1 protein-coding gene is annotated in these 18,689 nt (G+C 72.7%); it reads right to left on the reverse strand.

What is annotated here, in order from left to right; genetic code table 11:
- Positions 1–47 precede the first annotated feature (47 nt).
- Complete coding sequence (locus tag AOM46_RS35465) at positions 48–18,665, reverse strand: type I polyketide synthase (RefSeq protein WP_062213694.1); 18,618 nt, start codon at positions 18,663–18,665, stop codon at positions 48–50.
- Positions 18,666–18,689 lie beyond the last annotated feature (24 nt).

Raw genomic sequence — 18,689 nt, forward strand, 5'->3', positions numbered from 1 at the left:
GTTCCGGCATTCCGGCGGCGGGGCGGAGGCCCCGCCGCCGACCGCGTTCAGCCAAGCCCCTCCAGCCACCGGTCGACGGCCCTGGCCGTCGTCTCGCCGTGCTCCCGCATCAGGGTGAGGTGGTTGCCCGGCACATCGACCGCCGTGTGGGGCAGCCGCCACGAGGCGCGCCAGTCGCCCTCGCGGTTCCACTCGCCGATCGGCTCCGACGCCCGCACCAGCAGCGTCGGCGCCTGGATCTCCCGAGGCTGGAACTGCGCGAACATCAGGCCGTACCACGCCTGCGCCGTCAGCCGGACGTCGTTCATCGGCACATACAGATCCTCCCGCTCGAACATGCCGTCGTTGAACTCGTTCATCCACTCCTCGTGCACCGGCTGGTCCAGCGGATAGGAGTCGACGAGGACGACACCCGCCGGGACCACGCCCAGCTGTTCCAGCCGGTAGGCGAGCGCATGCGCGAACAGGCCACCGCCCGAATGCCCGACGATCACAAACGGGTTGTCGCCCACGGCCGCCAGCAGCGCCTCGGCCTGCCAGCCCAGCGCCGCGTCCGGGCCGGCCGGCAGCTGCTCGCCGTCCCGGTAGCCGGGCACCGGCAGCGCCACCACATCGCGCTGCCCACGGAACGGCAGGGCGAACCGGGCGAACTCATGCGCCCCGGCCACCGCCGAGATACCGCACTGGCCGACGATCCGCACCCGCGCTTCGCCCCGGGCGAGGAACACCGGCTTGGGCGGCGTCAACAGCTCGGCGGGCTCCTCGAACCGGGGCCGGAAACTCGCCGCCTCCATCAGGAACTCCATGAACTTCTCCAGCCGGCCCTCCCGCCCGGCCTCCCGCAGCAGCGACCGCAGGATCCCGCCGCCCCGCGACTCGGCCTCGGCGCCTGCCCCCGCCTCGTCGGCGTCCGGACCGAGCAGCGTCCGCAACAGATGGGTGGCCAACGCGGCCGGCGTCGTGTGCTCGAACACGCTCGCGCCGCTCAACGAGGCGCCGGTCGCGACCTGAAGCGCGTCCCGCAGCTCCACCGCCGTCAGGGAACTCATGCCCAGATTGAGGAACTCCTGCTCCGGCTCGACGGCCTCCACATCGGGATAGGACAGCACGGCGGCCGTATGCGCCCGCACCAGCTGAACGGCCGCCCGATGCCGCTCGGCGGGCGGCAGCGCCACCAGCCGCTGACGGAAGTCGTCGGCTCCCTCGCCGCCGTCCGCCGCCCCGCCGATGCCCCGCAGCCGCCGCACCTCGGGCAGATCGGCCAGCAGGCGCCGGTCCCGGTCCGCCGTGTAGACGGCGGCGAACCGCGGCCAGTTGACGTCGGCGACGACCAGCCCGGCGCCCGGCCGAGCCGGCAACCCGCCCAGGACGGCGGCCGCCAGCTCCGGCGGCATCGCCCGCAGGCCACTGGCCCGCAGCCGCTCCGCCTCCGCCGGATCGGACAGCGCCCCGTCCGCCCACGGCCCCCAAGCCACCGAGACCGCCGCCGCGCCCCGTGCCCGCCGGGAGGCGGCCAGCGCGTCGAGATAGGCGCCGGCGGCAGAGCCGGCGGCCCGCCCGGCGTCGCCCCAGACCCCGCCGGCCGAGCCCAGCAGCACAAACGCCGAGGGAGCGAGATCGACCGTCAGCTCATGCAGATGCCGCGCCCCGGACAGAACCTGCCCCAGCTCCTCGACCCCGGCGGGCGTCAACGCCGAAGGCGCGGCGTCCGAGTCGAACTCCGGCGCGTACAGCAGCGCGGTCAACGGCTCGTCGGCGGGGATCCCCGCGAGAAGCTTCGCCACGGCGGCACGGTCCGCCGGATCGCAGGCGGCGACCGTCACCCGCGCGCCGCGTTCGGTCAGATCGGCGACCAGCTCGGCCGCGCCCGGCGCCGCCGAGCCGTCCCGGCCGGTCAACAGCAGGTGCCCGACGCCCTGTTCGGCGAGCCAGCGGGCCGCGCCAGCGCCGACCGTGCCCAGGCCGCCGGCCACCAGCACGGTGCCCGATCCGGGCCAGCCCGGCTCACCGTCGGCCACCGGGCCCGGCGCCTCGGGCACCAGCCTGGGCACCCGCACCTGCCCGTCGCGGATCGCCAGCTGATCGGGCCCGGACAGCAGCGCGGCGACAAACCGGGGCCAGTCGGGTGCCGCCGGCTCCTCGGGCAGATCGATCAGCCCACCCCAGCGGATCGCCTCGTCGCGGTCCATCGCCCGGCCCAGACCCCATACCGCCGCCTGCCCCGCGTTCCGCACCGGGTCCGCCGGGCCCGTCGACACCGCGCCCGAGGTGACGCACCACAGCGGCGCATCGACACCGGCCGCACCGAGCGCCCGGGACAGCTCCAAGGTCCCGGCGACGCCGGCCTGTTCGTCGCCGGCGCCGAGCGCCGCCAGCGACACGACGCCGGCCAGCCCGTCGGCTCCGACCAGCGCCTGCTTGAGCCGTTCCACCAGATCCCGCGTCCCGTCCGCGCCGTCGATCGGCAGGCTCACCACGGACGCGCCGGACTCCGTCAGAGCCGCCGCCGGCCCGGTCCCCGGCTCGCCACCCGAGGTGACGAGCAGCCAGGTGCCGGGGACGCGCGCGGCGGCCGGCGGATCGGTGACCGGCCGCCAGACGATCCGGTAGCGCCAGGAGTCCAGGACGGAACGCCGCCGCTGACGCTTCCGCCACTCGGACAGCGCGGGAAGCGCCGACTCAAGACCGGGCAGCTCCGCCGCGTCCCCGCGCTCCACGGCATCCCAGAACGCGGCGTCCACCACCCCGTCGGCCGCCGCCCGCGTCGACAACTCCGGCCAGTACCTCGCCCGTTGGAAGGCATACGTCGGCAGCGGAACGGCGCGGCCACCCCAGCCGGCGAACACCCTCGACCAGTCGATCCCGACCCCGACCGCCCACAGCCGGCTCGCCGCCCCCAGCGCGGCCGACGCATCGTCGCGGTCCTTGCGCAGCACCGGCACGAACACCGCGTCGTCGACGGTCTCCCGCGCCATGGCGGACAGCACCCCGTCCGGACCCAGCTCCACATACCGGGTCACGCCCATCGCCTCCAGCGTCGCGGCGCCGTCGGCGAACCTGACCGTCCCACGGACCTGCCGGAGCCAGTACGCGGGATCCTGCAACACCCCGGGCTCGGCCACCGCGCCGGTCAGGTTCGAAACGATCGGAATCCGAGCCGGGTTGAACGTCAACCCGGCCAGAACGCTCGCGAACTCGTCCAGCATCGGCTCCATCAACGCCGAGTGGAACGCGTGCGACACCGTCAGCAGGTTGACCCGACGGCCGCGCGCCGCGCATTCGAACGCATAGCGCTCGACCGCCTCCCGCTCGCCGGAGAGCACCACCGACCGGGGACCGTTCACGGCGGCCATGTCCAACCCCGAGCCGCCCACCTCCATCTCGCTGGCCTGCACGGCGACCATGCCACCCCCGGCGGGCAACGCCTGCATCAGCCGGCCACGCTCGGCGACCAGCACGCACGCGTCGTCCAGCGACAGCACCCCGGCGACATGCGCGGCGACGATCTCACCCAACGAGTGCCCCAACAGCACATCGGGGACCACCCCCCAGGACTCGACCAGGCGGAACAGCGCCACCTCCAGGGCGAACAGGGCCACCTGCGCCCATCCCGTCCGGTCCAGCTCGGCACCGTCGGCCAGGACCTCCCGCAGCGGACGCTCCAGCCGCATGTCGAGCCGGGCACAGACCGCGTCGAACGCCTCGGCGAACACCGGGAACCGTTCATACAGGTCGAGGCCCATCCCGGCGCGCTGCGAGCCCTGACCGGTGAACAGGAACGCGGTGCGGCCCTCGCCCACCACCCCCGTGGCGAGCACCGCGTCGCCGGCCAGCACCGCCCGATGCTCCAACGCGGCCCTGGTCGTGGCCAGCGACCACGCCACATCCACCGCGTCCAACGCCGGCCGCTCGGCCACAAACGACCGCAGCCGTGCGATGCCGGCCTGCAGCCCCGCGGCCGACCTCGCCGACAGCACCCACGGCACCACCGCCGGTCCTGCCGCCCCCGGCCGTTCGGCCACCGGGGCCGATGCGGGGGCCTCCTCCAGGACGATGTGCGCGTTGGTGCCCCCGATCCCGAACGAGGAGACCCCCGCCCGGCGCGGACGATCCGCCCTGGGCCAGGCGCGGTTCTCCGTCAGCAGCTCCACCGCCCCGGCCGACCAGTCCACCTGCGGCGAGGGCTCGTCCACATGCAGCGTCGCGGGCAGCACCCCGTGCCGCATCGCCAGCACCATCTTGATGACGCCGGCGACCCCGGCCGCCGCCTGGGTGTGCCCGATATTCGACTTGATCGAGCCCAGCCACAACGGCTCGCCCACCGCCCGGTCCTGACCATAGGTGGCCAGCAATGCCTGGGCCTCGATGGGGTCACCGAGCCGGGTGCCCGTGCCATGCGCCTCCACCGCGTCGATCTCCGCCGCCGTCAGCCGGGCGCTGGCCAACGCCTGCCGGATCACCCGCTGCTGCGAGGGCCCGTTCGGCGCCGTCAGACCGTTCGACGCGCCGTCCTGGTTCACCGCGCTGCCGCGCACCACCGCCAGGACCTGACGCCCGCTGCGCCGGGCGTCCGAGAGCCGTTCCACCAGCAGCAGGCCGACCCCCTCGCCCCAGCCGGTGCCGTCGGCCGCCGCCGCGAACGCCTTGCAGCGACCGTCGGAGGCCAGCCCGTCCTGCCGGTCGAACTCCACGAACGCGCCCGGCGTCGCCATCACCGTCACCCCACCGACCAGCGCCAGCTCACACTCCCCGGCCCGCAGCGCCTGCCCCGCCCAGTGCAGCGCGACCAGCGACGACGAACACGCCGTGTCCACCGTCACCGCGGGACCCTCAAGACCGAACGCGTACGCGACCCGCCCCGACAGCACCGCCGCCGCGTTCCCGACCGCCGCATGACCGTCGCCCTGCTCACCCGAGGCGGCCAACAGATGCATATAGTCCTGGCCGTTGGTCCCCGCGAACACCCCGACACCGCGCCCGCGCAACGACCGCGGGTCAAGACCGGCCGACTCGAACGTCTCCCACGCCGCCTCCAGCAGCAGCCGCTGCTGCGGGTCCATCGTCAACGCCTCACGCGGCGAGATCCCGAACAGGCCGGCGTCGAACTCCGCCGCGTCGTCGACAAACCCGCCGACCGGCGTGCGGGACCCGAACACCTCGGCGGGCCAACCCCGGTCGGCCGGAACGGGCGCCATGGCGTCCCGCCCTCCGACGACCAGATCCCACAGCCCCTCCGGCGTCACCGTGCCACCCGGGAACCGGCAGGCCATCCCCACGATGGCCAACGGCTCGTCCACCGCCGCCCGTGACGCCGGCACGTCGACGCCGGCACCGGCGTCCACCCCGGTCAGCTGCTCCGCCAGATGCCGCGCCAGCGCCTGCGGCGTCGGATAGTCGAACACCAGCGTCGCCGAAAGCGTCAACCCGGTATGCGCGACCAGGAGGTTGTACAACTCGACCGCCGTCAGCGAATCGAACCCGAGGTCACGGAACGCCCGGTCGGGCTCGACGGCCTCCGCGCCCGCGTGCCCGAGCACGGCGGCGGCCAGCTCCCGCACCAGCCCCAGCAACAGCTGCGACCGCCCCTCGGCGGGGGCCGACAGCAACTCCTGCCGCCAGCCCGCCTCGGGCCCCCCACCCGGAGCCGACACCGGGGCAGCGTCGCCGCCCAACTGGTCCGCCAGCAGCGGACTGGGCCGGAACGAGGCGAAACCCGGCGCAAAGGTGGCCCAGTCCACATCGGCGACCGTCAGATGCGACTCCCGTGCGTCGACCGCCTGGGCCAGGGCCTGGATCGCCAGGTCCGGGGCGATCGGGATCAGCCCGCGTCGACGCATGACGTCCGACAGCCCGTCCAGGGTCGCCATGCCGCCGTCCGCCCACGGACCCCAGGCCACCGAAGTCCCCGGCAGCCCACGGCCGCGCCGGCGTTCCACCCATGCGTCCAGGAACGCGTTGGCCGCCGCATACGCCGCCTGCCCGCCGCTGCCCCAGGTCGCCGCGACCGACGAGAACACCACAAACAGATCGATCGGCAGCCCGGCGGTTAGCTCGTCGAGGTTGATCACGCCGGTGACCTTGGCGCGGGTCACCTCGGCGAGCGCTTCCCCGGTGTGCTGGTGCAACACCATCGCGTTCGAGACGCCGGCGGTGTGCACGACGCCGGTCAGCGGCCACCGGTCCGGAACGCCGGCGATCACCTCGGCGAGGGCGTCCCGGTCGGCGACATCGCACGCGACGACCGTCGCACGGGTGCCGAGTGCGGCCAGTTCGTCGACCAGCCCCTCGGGCGCCACCCCGGTGCGGCTGGTCAACACCAGATGCGGCACGCCCCGGCCCGCCAGCCAGCGGGCCACCAGGGAACCCAACGCGCCGGTGCCACCCGTGACCAGCACCGTTCCCGAAGGACTCCACTCCGCCCCGGTCCGCCCCGCCGGCACGGCCCGGGCCAGCCGCCGCCCGTACCCGCCGGAACCGCGCACCGCCATCTGGTCCTCGACCCCACCGGCGAGCAGCCCGGCCAGCCGCGCCCCGGCCCTGGCATCCAGCTCGGCCGGCAGATCGACCAGGCCGCCCCAGCGCTGCGGAAGTTCAAGCGCCGCGACCCGGCCGAGCCCCCAGACGGCCGCCTGGCCCGGGCTCCGCAGCGGATCCGACCGCCCGATCGACACCGCACCCCGGGTCGCCACCCACAACGGGACGGCGTCGCCGGCATCGTGGGACGCCTGCACCAGCGCCAACGCGACCGCGAGCGGCGCCGGCACCCCGCCGTCGCCCACCCGGCCGTCGAAAGCGTCGGCGGCCAACAGCACCCCGGCCAGGTCCCCGGCCTCGGCGGCGACCGACTCAAGCGACCGCGCCAGCTCCGGCCGGCTCGGCGAGGCCGCGTCGACCGACAGGCTCCGCACGGTGGCGCCGGCCCCGGTCAGGGCGGCGGCGATATCGGCCGACGGGACATCCGTCGAGGTGACCAGCAGCCAGGTGCCGGCGAGCCCGGTGGGGGAGGAGACATCGGCGAGCGGCTTCCAGACGATCCGGTACCGCCACGCATCCACGACCGACCGCTCCCGGCGCTGGCGCCGCCACGACGACAGGACCGGCAACACCTCGCCGAGCGCGGCCGGGACCTCCGGCAACTCCAGCTCGACGGCGAGCTGTTCCAGGTCCTCGCGTTCCACCGCGTCCCAGAAGACGGACTCCGTCCCATCGCCGCCGGCGGCCTCGGCGACCGGCTCCGGCCAGTAACGCTCCCGCTGGAACGCATAGGTCGGCAGCTGGACGATCCGCCCGCCCCAACCCTCGTACAGCCCGGGCCAGTTGACATTGACGCCGGCCGTCCACAGCCGGCCGAGCGCGGTGACGGCGGTGTCGGTCTCGTCCCGGTCCTTGCGGAGGAGGGGGGCGAACGTGGCGTCGGCGACGGTGGTCTGCGCCATGCCGGACAGCACGCCGTCGGGGCCGAGTTCGAGATAACGGGTCACGCCCATGGCTTCGAGCGCGGTGACGCCGTCGGCGAACCGGACCGTTTCACGGACCTGCCTGAGCCAGTACTCGGGCTGCTGCAGCTGGCCTGGCTCGGCGACGGTGCCGGTCAGGTTCGAAACGATCGGAATGCGGGCGGGGTTGAACGTGAGGTTGTTCAGGACCGAAGCGAATTCGTCCAGCATCGGTTCCATCAGGGCCGAATGGAACGCATGCGAGACGGTCAGAACGTTGAACCGCCGGCCCCGGCTGGCGCATTCGGCGGCGTAGCGCTCGATCGCCTCGCTGGTACCGGAGAGCACCACGGAGTTCGGACCATTGACAGCGGCGAGGTCCAGCCCCGAGCCGGCGACATCCGCCTCGGTGGCCTGGACCGCCACCATCCCGCCACCGGACGGCAACGCCTGCATCAGCCGGCCGCGCTCCGCGACCAGCACACACGCATCGTCCAGATCAAGGACCCCCGCGGCATGGGCGGCCACGATCTCACCCAACGAGTGCCCCAGCAACACATCCGGGACCACCCCCCAGGACTCCACCAACCGGAACACGGCGACTTCGAGAGCGAACAGGCCCGCCTGCGCCCACCCCGTCTCGTCAAGGCCAACACCATCGGTCAGAACCTCGCGCAGCGGACGCTCCCACCGCATATCCAACCGCGCACACACCGCGTCAAACGCCTCGGCGAACACCGGGAACGCCTCGTACAACCCCAGGCCCATGCCGGCGCGTTGCGCACCCTGACCCGTAAACAGGAACGCCGTCCGACCCTCACCCGCCACACCCGTGGCCAGCACATCCCCATCACCCGCCAGCACGACCCGATGCTCCAACGCGGCCCGCGTCGTCGCCAACGACCACCCCACATCCACCGCGTCCAACGCCGGCCGCTCGGCGACAAACGACCGCAACCGCGCGACCTGCGCCCGCAGCGCGGCATCGGACTTCGCCGACACCACCCACGGCACCAACCCCGGCGCCCGCCGGGCCGGAACGGTCGCTACGGGCTCCGGCTCCGGGGCCTGTTCCAGAATCACATGGGCGTTGGTGCCGCTGATGCCGAACGAGGAGACGCCCGCCCGTCGCGGCCGGTCGAGCCGGGGCCAGGGCCGGGATTCGGTGAGGAGCCGCACCGCGCCCGCCGTCCAGTCGACCTGGGGGGTGGGGGCGTCGACATGGAGAGTGGCCGGCAGGGTGCCATTCCGCAGGGCCATCACCATCTTGATGACGCCCGCGACCCCCGCCGCGGCCTGGGTGTGGGCGATATTCGACTTGACGGAGCCGATCCACAGCGGCTCCCGCTCATCCCGGTTCTGGCCATAGGTGGCGAGCAGCGCCTGGGCCTCGATGGGGTCGCCCAGGCGGGTGCCCGTGCCATGGGCCTCGACCGTGTCGATGTCCCCCGGCGCGAGCCGCGCGTTGGTCAACGCCTGCTGGATGACGCGTTGTTGGGAGGGCCCGTTGGGCGCGCTGAGGCCGTTGGACGCGCCGTCCTGGTTGATGGCGCTGCCGCGCATCACGGCCAGGATCTGGTGACCGTTGCGTTGGGCGTCGGAGAGCCGTTCGACGAGGAGGAGCCCGGCGCCCTCGCCCCAGCCCATCCCGTCGGACGAGGCGGCGAACGCCTTGCAGCGGCCGTCCGCCGCCAGTCCGCCCTGTCGGTCGAACTCGGCGAAGACCCCGGCGTTGGTCATGACGGTGACACCGCCGACAAGGGCCAGCTCGCACTCCGTGGCGCGTAGTGCCTGCGCGGCCAGATGCAGCGCCACCAGGGACGACGAACAGGCGGTGTCCACCGTCACGGCCGGGCCTTCGAGGCCGAAGACATAGGCGAGGCGGCCCGACATCACGCTGGTGGCATTGCCCGTGAGGAGATGCCCCTCGGCGCCCTGGGGGAGTCGCATGCCGGTGCCGTATCCGGAGGTGCCGCCGCCGACAAAGACGCCGGTGCGGCTTCCGCGCAGCGCCTGGGGGGTGATGCCGGCGGATTCGAGGGTTTCCCAGGCGGTTTCCAGAAGGAGACGCTGCTGGGGGTCCATGGCCAACGCCTCACGGGGACTGATGCCGAAGAGGTCGGCGTCGAAGTCCGTGACACTGTCGATAAATCCTCCCCAGCCGGCTGCCTGGGCCGGCCAGCCCCGGTCCGTCGGGAAGGACGTGATGCCGTCGGTGGCGCTTTCGACCAGCTCCCACAGCTGCTGCGGTGAGGTGACGGCGCCGGGATAGCGGCAGGCCATGCCGACGATCGCGATCGGCTCGTCGACACCGACCACCGTCGTCGAACTGGCGGCGGAGGGTGTGGGGGCTTCGAGGTCCTGGTCGGAGAGCCGGCTCAGAAGCAGATCGACCAGCACGGACGAGGTCGGGTAGTCGAACACCAGGGTGGTGGGCAGGGACAGGCCGGTGGCGCTCTGGAGACGGTTCCGCATATCGACGGCCATGAGGGAGTCGAAGCCCAGATCGCGGAACGCCCGGTCCGGCTCCACGGCCTGCGCGCCGGAGTGCCCCAACACCGCGGCGGCCTGGTCGCGGACCACATCCAGCAGCAGGTTTCGCTGTTGCGCGGGCGGTACGTGGGCGAGTTGTCGCAGCAGCTCCGAGGTGCCGCCGCCGTCGGCGCGGTCCGGGTCCGCCGCCGTGGGCGCGGCCTCGGGGAGATCGGCGAGCAGGGGGCTGGGGCGGACCGCGGTGAAGGAGGCCGCGAAAGCCGACCAGTCGATATCGGCGACGGTCAGGGCCGGTTCCGCCGCGTCGACGGCGGTGGCAAGGGCGCGGACGGCCAATGCCGGGTCCATCGGGGTGAAGCCGCGTCGGCGGAGAATCTGCTGCGTCTCGCCCTGAACGGCCATACCCGCGTCATCCCAGGGGCCCCAGGCGATGGAGGTGCCGGGCAGGCCCCTGTCGTGGCGGTGCTGGATCCAGGCGTCCAGGAACGCGTTGCCGGCGGCGTAGGCGCCCTGACCGGCGCTGCCCCATATGGCGGCGCCCGAGGAGAACACCAGGAAAAGCTCCAGCGGCAGCCCCGCCGTCAACTCGTCCAGATGCACGGCACCCTCGACCTTGGCGCTCAGCGTCGCGGCGATGTCGTCCCGGTCGGTGTGTTCGAGTAGTTGTGCGTCGCCGATGCCGGCGGCGTGGACGATGCCGTGTAGTGGCCATTGCTCGGGGATGTCGGCGATGACGGTGGCGAGGGTGGTGCGGTCGGTGACATCGCAGGCGGTCACGGTGACCTGGGTGCCCAGCGTTTCCAGCTCGGTGACGAGTCCGTCGGGTGCTGTCCCGGAGCGGCTGGTCAGGACCAGATGCGGTACCCCGCGGCTGGCCAGCCAGCGGGCTACTACCGTGCCCAAGGCGCCGGTGCCGCCGGTGATCAGGACCGTGCCGGACGGTTGCCATGGTTCGGGCTCGACGGTGGTCGGTAGGGCGCGGACCATCCGTCGGCCGTAGAGGCCGGAACCGCGTACCGCGATCTGGTCCTCCCCGCCACCGTCGTCCTGGGCGGTGAGGATTCCGGCCAGTCGTGCGGCCGTGCGGGCGTCGAGTTGGGTGGGCAGGTCGATCATGCCGCCCCAGCGGCGTGGATACTCCAGGGCGGCCACCCGGCCCAGACCCCATAGCGCCGCCGCCGTCGGGTCGGTGAGGCGGTCGGAGGCGCCCACCGATATCGCGCCCCGGGTGAGCAGCCACAACGGCGCGTCCACCTCGGCATCGCCCAGCGCCCGCACCAACTCCACCAGGGCCGCGAGTCGATCCACCACCCCCGTGCTGTCGGCGGGCATCGCCACCACACCGCGCACCTCGGGCAGGGCGGTGATCCGCTCCACAAGGCCGGCGCGATCCCAGGCCGCGTCGGTCGGGAGGATCACCGTCCGGGCGCCCGCCTCGGCCAGCGCCGTGACCACATCCTCGTCGACGCCGCCGGCCACCAACCAGGTCCCCTCAAGCGACGCTGGGGGCGGTGTCTGCAGTGGCTTCCACACCACCCGGTAGCGCCAGGCATCGATAACGGAACGTTGACGTCGTTCCCGCCGCCAGGACGCCAACGCCGGCACCACCGAACCCAACAGCTGTGGGGCGTCGGAGAGTTGCAGGGTGTCGGCGAGTTCGCCGAGGTCTTCACGCTCGACCGCGTCCCAGAACCGGGACTCGACCGCATCCACCTCCTGCACGGTGCCGGGAGCCGGGGCCTCCAGCCAGTAGCGCTGATGCTGGAAGGCATAGGTCGGCAACGGAACCCGACGGCCGGTCAGGACGGTGGACCAGTCCACCCCGACCCCGGCCTGCCATGCCTCTCCGAGTGAGGCCAGCAGGCGGCGCATCCCACCCTCGTCACGGCGCAGCGTGCCCAGGACGGCGGCGCGGGTGTCGGACGCCTGGGCGGTCTCCTCGATACCGACCGTCAGTACGGGGTGGGCGGAGACCTCGATAAAGGTGCGCGCGCCCTGTCCCAGCAGAGTGCGGATGGCGTCCTCGAACCGAACGGTGGAACGCAGGTTGTCGAACCAGTACCCGGCGCCCAAGCCGCCGTCGACCGGGGCGCCGGTCAACGTGGAGAGCATCGGAATCCGGCCGACGGACGGGGAAACAGGGGCGAGGTCGGTGAGGATCCGCTCACGCAGCTGCTCCATCTGTGCCGAGTGCGAGGCGTAGTCCACGGCGATGCGGCGGGCACGGATCCCGCGCCGCTCGCACGCGACCAGCAGTGCCTCCAGGGCCTCCACCTCGCCCGAAACCACCGTGGACGACGGCCCGTTCACCGCCGCAACGGAAAGCCCAGGACTGCCCGCAGTCAGGTCGTCGACGGTCTCCCGGCCGGCGGCCACCGACACCATCCCACCCCCACCCGCAACCGCCACCAACGCCCGCGACCGCAAGGCCACCACCCGCGCAGCGTCCCCAAGCGACAACCAACCCCCCACACACGCCGCCGCGATCTCGCCCTGCGAATGCCCCACCACCGCCGAAGGCACCACCCCCACCGACCGCCACACCTCGGCCAACGACACCATCACCGCCCACAACACCGGCTGCACCACATCAACCCGCACCACACCGTCATCACCGTCGAGCAGCACCCCGGTCAACGACCAGTCCACAAACGGCGCCAACGCCGCCTCGCACTCGATCAGCCGCTCCCGAAAGACCTCAGAGGACTCCCACAACCCCCGCGCCATCCCCACCCACTGCGAACCCTGACCAGGAAACACCCACACCACACCACCCGAACCCGCCGCCACCGAAGAAGCCCCCGACAACCCCGCCAACAACTCATCCCGCCCCGCACCCACCACCACCGCACGATGCTCCAACCCAGCCCGCCCCATCGCCAACGACCACCCCACATCCACAGGACTCAACTCAGGCCTCTCGGCCACAAACGACCGCAACCGCTCCAACTGCCCCCGCAACGCCCCCTCCGACTTCGCCGACACCACCCACGCCGTCACACCCCCAACAGCACCGCCCCCACCAACGGCCGCAACATCCGGGCCCTGCTCCAAGATCACATGTGCGTTGGTCCCACTGATCCCAAACGAAGACACCCCCGCCCGCCGAGGCCGGTCCACCTCGGGCCACTCCCGAGCCCCCGTCAACAACGACACCGCACCCGCCGACCAGTCCACCTGCGGCGACGGCTCATCCACATGCAACGTCGCCGGCAACACCCCATGCCGCAACGCCAACACCATCTTGATCACACCCGCCACACCGGCGGCGGACTGGGTGTGCCCGATATTGGACTTCACCGACCCCAGCCACAGCGGCTCGCCACCCTCACCCCGCCCCTGCCCATAGGTCGCCAGCAGCGCCTGCGCCTCGATCGGATCACCGAGCCGCGTCCCCGTCCCATGCGCCTCCACGGCGTCCACATCCGCCGTCGTCAACCGGGCGTTGGCCAGGGCCTGTTGGATGACGCGCTGCTGCGAGGGGCCGTTCGGCGCCGACAGGCCATTGGACGCGCCATCCTGGTTCACCGCGCTGCCACGCACCACGGCCAGCACCTGGTGCCCATTGCGTTGCGCGTCCGAAAGCCGCTCCAGCAGCACCAGGCCGACGCCCTCGGACCAGCCCGTGCCGTCGGCCGCGGCCGCGAACGACTTGCACTGCCCGTCGGAGGCCAGGCCGTCCTGCTGGCCGAACTCGACAAACGCACCCGGCGTGACCATGACCGTGACCCCGCCGGCCAACGCGAGATCGCACTCGCCGGTGTGCAGGGCCTGGTTGGCCAGATGCATGGCCACCAGCGACGACGAGCACGCCGTGTCCACCGTCACCGCCGGGCCCTCAAGGCCGAAGGTGTAGGAGACCCGGCCCGAGATGACGCTGCCCGCTGTGCCGGTGATCAGATGCCCCTCGGCGCCGGGCACACCCGTGGCCCCGTACCCGGACGAGGCCGCGCCGGCGAACACGCCGACGCTCCGGCCCCGCAACGACCGGGGATCCAGGCCGGCCGACTCGAACGTCTCCCAGGCGGCCTCCAGCAGCAGCCGCTGCTGCGGATCCATCGCCAGGGCCTCACGCGGCGAGATCCCGAACAGGTCGGCGTCGAAGTCCGCCACGCCCCGCATAAACCCGCCCAGTTGCACGATGTCGCCGGGGGCGACGCTCGGCCAGCCACGGTCGGTCGGGAACGGCGCGATGCCGTCCTCGCCGGTGGCGACCAACCGCCACAGCTCCTCCGGCGACATCACACCGCCGGGGTAGCGGCAGGCCATGCCCACGATCGCGATCGGCTCCCCGGTGTCCACGGGCGTGGACGTCGTCGTGGGGGAGCGGTCGGCCTCGCCGAGCAGCTGTCCGATCAGATACTGCGCCAGCGCCAGCGGCATCGGATAGTCGAACACCAGCGTGGCGGGCAGCCGCAGCCCGGTGCGTGCGGCCAGCAGATCGCGCAGCTCCACGGCGGTGAGCGAGGTGAAACCGAGATCCTTGAACGCCCGCCCGGGATCGATCGCCCGCGGATCGGGATGCTGCATGACGGTCGCGACCGCCGACAGCACCAGATCCACCAGGACCCGCTGACGCTCGGCGATCGGAAGGCCGGCCAGCAGCTCCCGAAGCTCGGCGCCGTCCCCCGAGCCCTCGTTCCCCTCCCCGCCGGCGGTCGGGGTCTCGACCGCCTCCGGAAGGTCCGACAGCAGCGAACTCGGCCGCACCAGGGTGAAGGCGGCCGCGAACCGGGGCCAGTCCACGTCGGCGACGGTCACACTCGGCTGCCGCTGCTCGATCGCCTGCGCCAGCGCACGCACCGCCAGCTCGGGGTCCAGCGGCGCCAACCCCTGCCGGCGCAGCAGCCGTTCGGCCTCCCCCTCGGCGGCCATGCCCGCCCCGGCCCACGGCCCCCAGGCGATCGACACGCCGGGCAAACCCCGGTCCCGGCGGGACTCCGCCCATGCGTCGAGGAACGCGTTGCCCGCCGCATAGGCGCCCTGACCGCCACCGCCCCAGGTCGCCGCGATCGACGAGAACACCACGAACTGCTCCAGCGGCAGATCCCGCGTCAGCTCGTCCAACAGAACCGTGCCCTCGACCTTGCTCCGCAGCACCCCGGCCATCGCGTCCCTGCTGGTCCGCTCCAACGCCTCGGGATCGTCGACCCCGGCCGCGTGGACCACACCGGTGAGCGGCCACCGCTCCGGAACGCCCGCGATCACCGCCGCGAGGGCATCCCGGTCGGCGACATCGCACGCGACCACGCTGACCCGGGTGCCCAGCGCCGCCAGCTCCTCCACCAGCCCCTCGGGGGCGACCCCCCGGCGGCTGGTCAGCACCAGATGCGGCGCCCCGCGCCCCGCCAGCCAGCGGGCCACCACCACGCCCAACGCGCCGGTCCCACCGGTGACCAGAACCGTCCCGGCGGGACGCCACTCGACACCGGTCCCACGCGCCGGAGTCGCCCGCACCAGCCGACGCCCGTAGACAACGGGACCGCGCAGCGCGACCTGGTCCTCCGCGCCGCTCGCCAGCACGCCGACGAGCCGGGCGGACGTCTGCTCCGTCCACCGCGCCGGCAGATCGACAAGACCGCCCCACCGATGCGGCAACTCCAGCGCGGCGACCCGGCCAAGACCCCACGCCGTGGCCGGCGACGGATCCGTCAACCGGTCCGTCGCACCCACCGACACCGCACCCCGCGTCAGCACCCACAGCGGCGCCGACACCTCGGCCAACGCCCGCACCGTGTCCAACACATCCGACCAACCGTCCGCGACCAGCACCACACCGGCGACATCAGGGACCGAGGCCACCTCCTCGACCGGCACCCGCACCACCGTCGCACCGCCGGCGCCCAGCGCCGCGACCACGTCCTCGTCCCCGCGCCCGGGCACCACCCAGGTGCCCGACAGCGAGGCCGTGGCCTGCCCGGCGAGGGGCTTCCACACGATCTGGTAGCGCCACGAGTCCACGGCGGCCTGCTCCCGCCGCTGCCGCCGCCAGGACGTCAACGCCGGCAGCGCGGCCTCAAGACCGGCCAACTCCCGCAGATCGCCGCGTTCCACCGCGTCCCAGAACGCCGAGTCCGTGGCATCGGCGCCGCCCGGCCCTTCCGTCGTCGGCTCGGGCCAGTACCGCTCCCGCTGGAACGCGTAGGTCGGCAGCTCGACGACCCGACCGCCCCAACCGGCGAACACCGCCGACCAGTCGACCTCGACACCGACCGTCCACAGGCGGCCGACGGCCTCCACCGCGCTGGCCGCCTCGTCCCGGTCCCTGCGCAGCATCGGCACCAGGACGGCCTCCGCCGTGGTCTCCCGCGCGATCCCGGACAGCACCCCGTCCGGGCCCAGTTCCAGACACCGCGTCACGCCCAGGGCGTCCAACGCCGCGACGCCGTCACCGAACCGCACGGTCCGCCGCACCTGCTCCAGCCAGTACTCCGGCCGCTGCAACAGCCCAGGCTCCGCCACGGCACCGGTCAGATTGGAGACCACCGGGATCCGTCCCGGATGGAACGCCAACCCGGCCAACACACCGGCGAACTCGTCGAGCATCGGCTCCATCAGCGCCGAGTGGAACGCGTGCGAAACCGACAGCACGCTGATCCGCCGCCCCTGCTCCAGGCACCTCGCCACATACGCCCGGACCGCCTCGACATCCCCGGAAAGCACCACCGACTGCGGGCCGTTCACGGTGGCGACATCAAGCCCCGAATCGGCGACCTCGTCCTCGCCCGCCCGCACCGCGACCATCCCGCCGCCCGCCGGCAGCGCCTGCATCAGCCGGCCACGCTCGGCCACCAGCGTGCAGGCGTCGTCCAGCGACAGCACCCCGGCGACATGCGCGGCGACGATCTCGCCCAACGAATGCCCCAACAACACATCCGGCGTGACACCCCACGACTCCACCAGCCGGAACAGCGCGACCTCAAGGGCGAACAGACCCGCCTGCGCCCACACCGTCTGATCCAGACCGGCCCCATCCGTCAGCACCTCGCGCAACGGACGGTCCAACCGCGCGTCCAACCGCGCACACACCGAGTCAAACGCGCCGGCGAACACCGGGAACCGCTCATACAACCCCAGGCCCATGCCGACCCGCTGCGCACCCTGACCGGTGAACAACAACGCCAACCGGCCACCACCGACCACCCCCGACGCCAACCGCTCGCCGCCCGCACCGGCCAACACCGCACGATGTTCCAACGCGGCCCGCCCCGTCGCCAGCGACCAGCCCACATCCACCGGATCCAGCGCGGGACGCCCGGCGGTGAACGCCCGCAGGCCCCGCACCTGGGCCTCAAGCCCGGCCGCCGACCTCGCCGACACCAGCCACGGCACCGTCCCCGGCCGCACCACCCGAACCGGCTCCGCCTCGTCCTCGACATCCGGGGCCTGCTCCAGGACGACATGCGCATTGGTGCCACTGATCCCGAACGACGACACCGCCGCCCGCCGAGGCTGCCCAGCCCGCGGCCACGGCCGCGCCTCCGTCAGCAGCTCCACCGCCCCCGCCGACCAGTCCACCTGCGGCGACGGCTCGTCCACATGCAACGTCGCCGGCATCAGCCCGTGCCGCATCGCCAGCACCATCTTGATCACACCCGCGGCACCGGCCGCCGCCTGGGTATGACCGATGTTCGACTTGATCGACCCCAACCACAACGGCTCGCCGCCCGCGCCCCGCTCCTGGCCATAGGTCGCCAACAACGCCTGCGCCTCGATCGGGTCGCCCAGCCGCGTCCCCGTGCCATGCGCCTCGACCACATCGATATCGGCAGCCGTCAACCGGGCGTTGGCCAACGCCTGCTCGATCACCCGCTGCTGCGAAGGACCGTTCGGCGCCGTCAGACCGTTCGACGCACCGTCCTGGTTCACCGCCGTGCCCCGCACCACGGCAAGGACCTGGTGCCCGTTGCGCCGCGCGTCCGACAACCGCTCCACGACCAACACCGCCGCGCCCTCGGCCCACCCCGTGCCATCCGCCGACGCCGCGAACGACTTGCACCGACCATCGCCGGCCAACCCACCCTGCTGCGCGAAATCCACAAACACACTCGGCGTCGACAGCACCGTCACCCCACCGGCCAGCGCCAGATCACACTCACCCGACCGCAACGCCCGAACCGCCAGATGCAACGCCACCAACGACGACGAACACGCCGTATCCAACGTCACCGCCGGACCCTCAAGCCCGAACGTGTAAGCCACCCGCCCCGACAGCACACTCCCGGCGTTACCGGTCCCCAGAAACGCCTCCACGCCCTCCGGCACCACATTCATGCTCTGCGCGTAGTCGTGGTACATCAGCCCCGCGTACACACCGGTCGACGAGCCACGCAACGACAACGGATCAACACCCGCCGACTCGAACGCCTCCCACGACGCCTCCAACAGCAGCCGCTGCTGCGGATCCATCGCCAGCGCCTCACGCGGCGAGATCCCGAACATGTCCGCGTCGAAGTCACCGGCACCCGAGACAAAACCACCGACCCCGGACACCCCACCCCAGGTCACATCCCACCCGCGATCGACGGGAAAATCCGTGATCCCGTCCCCGCCGGCCACCACCAGATCCCACAACCCGGCCGGCGAGACCACACCACCCGGCAGCCGACACGACATCCCCACGATCGCGATCGGCTCACGCTCCGCCGACTCGATGCTCCGGAGCCGCTGCTTGGTGCTGTGCAGGTCAGCGGTCACCCGCTTGAGATAGTCCCGCAGTTTCAGCTCGTCTGACATCAGGGCCTCGCTGTGTGTCGTGGT

Source organism: Streptomyces sp. NBRC 109706, assembly GCF_000974485.1.
GTDB lineage: Bacteria > Actinomycetota > Actinomycetes > Streptomycetales > Streptomycetaceae > Streptomyces.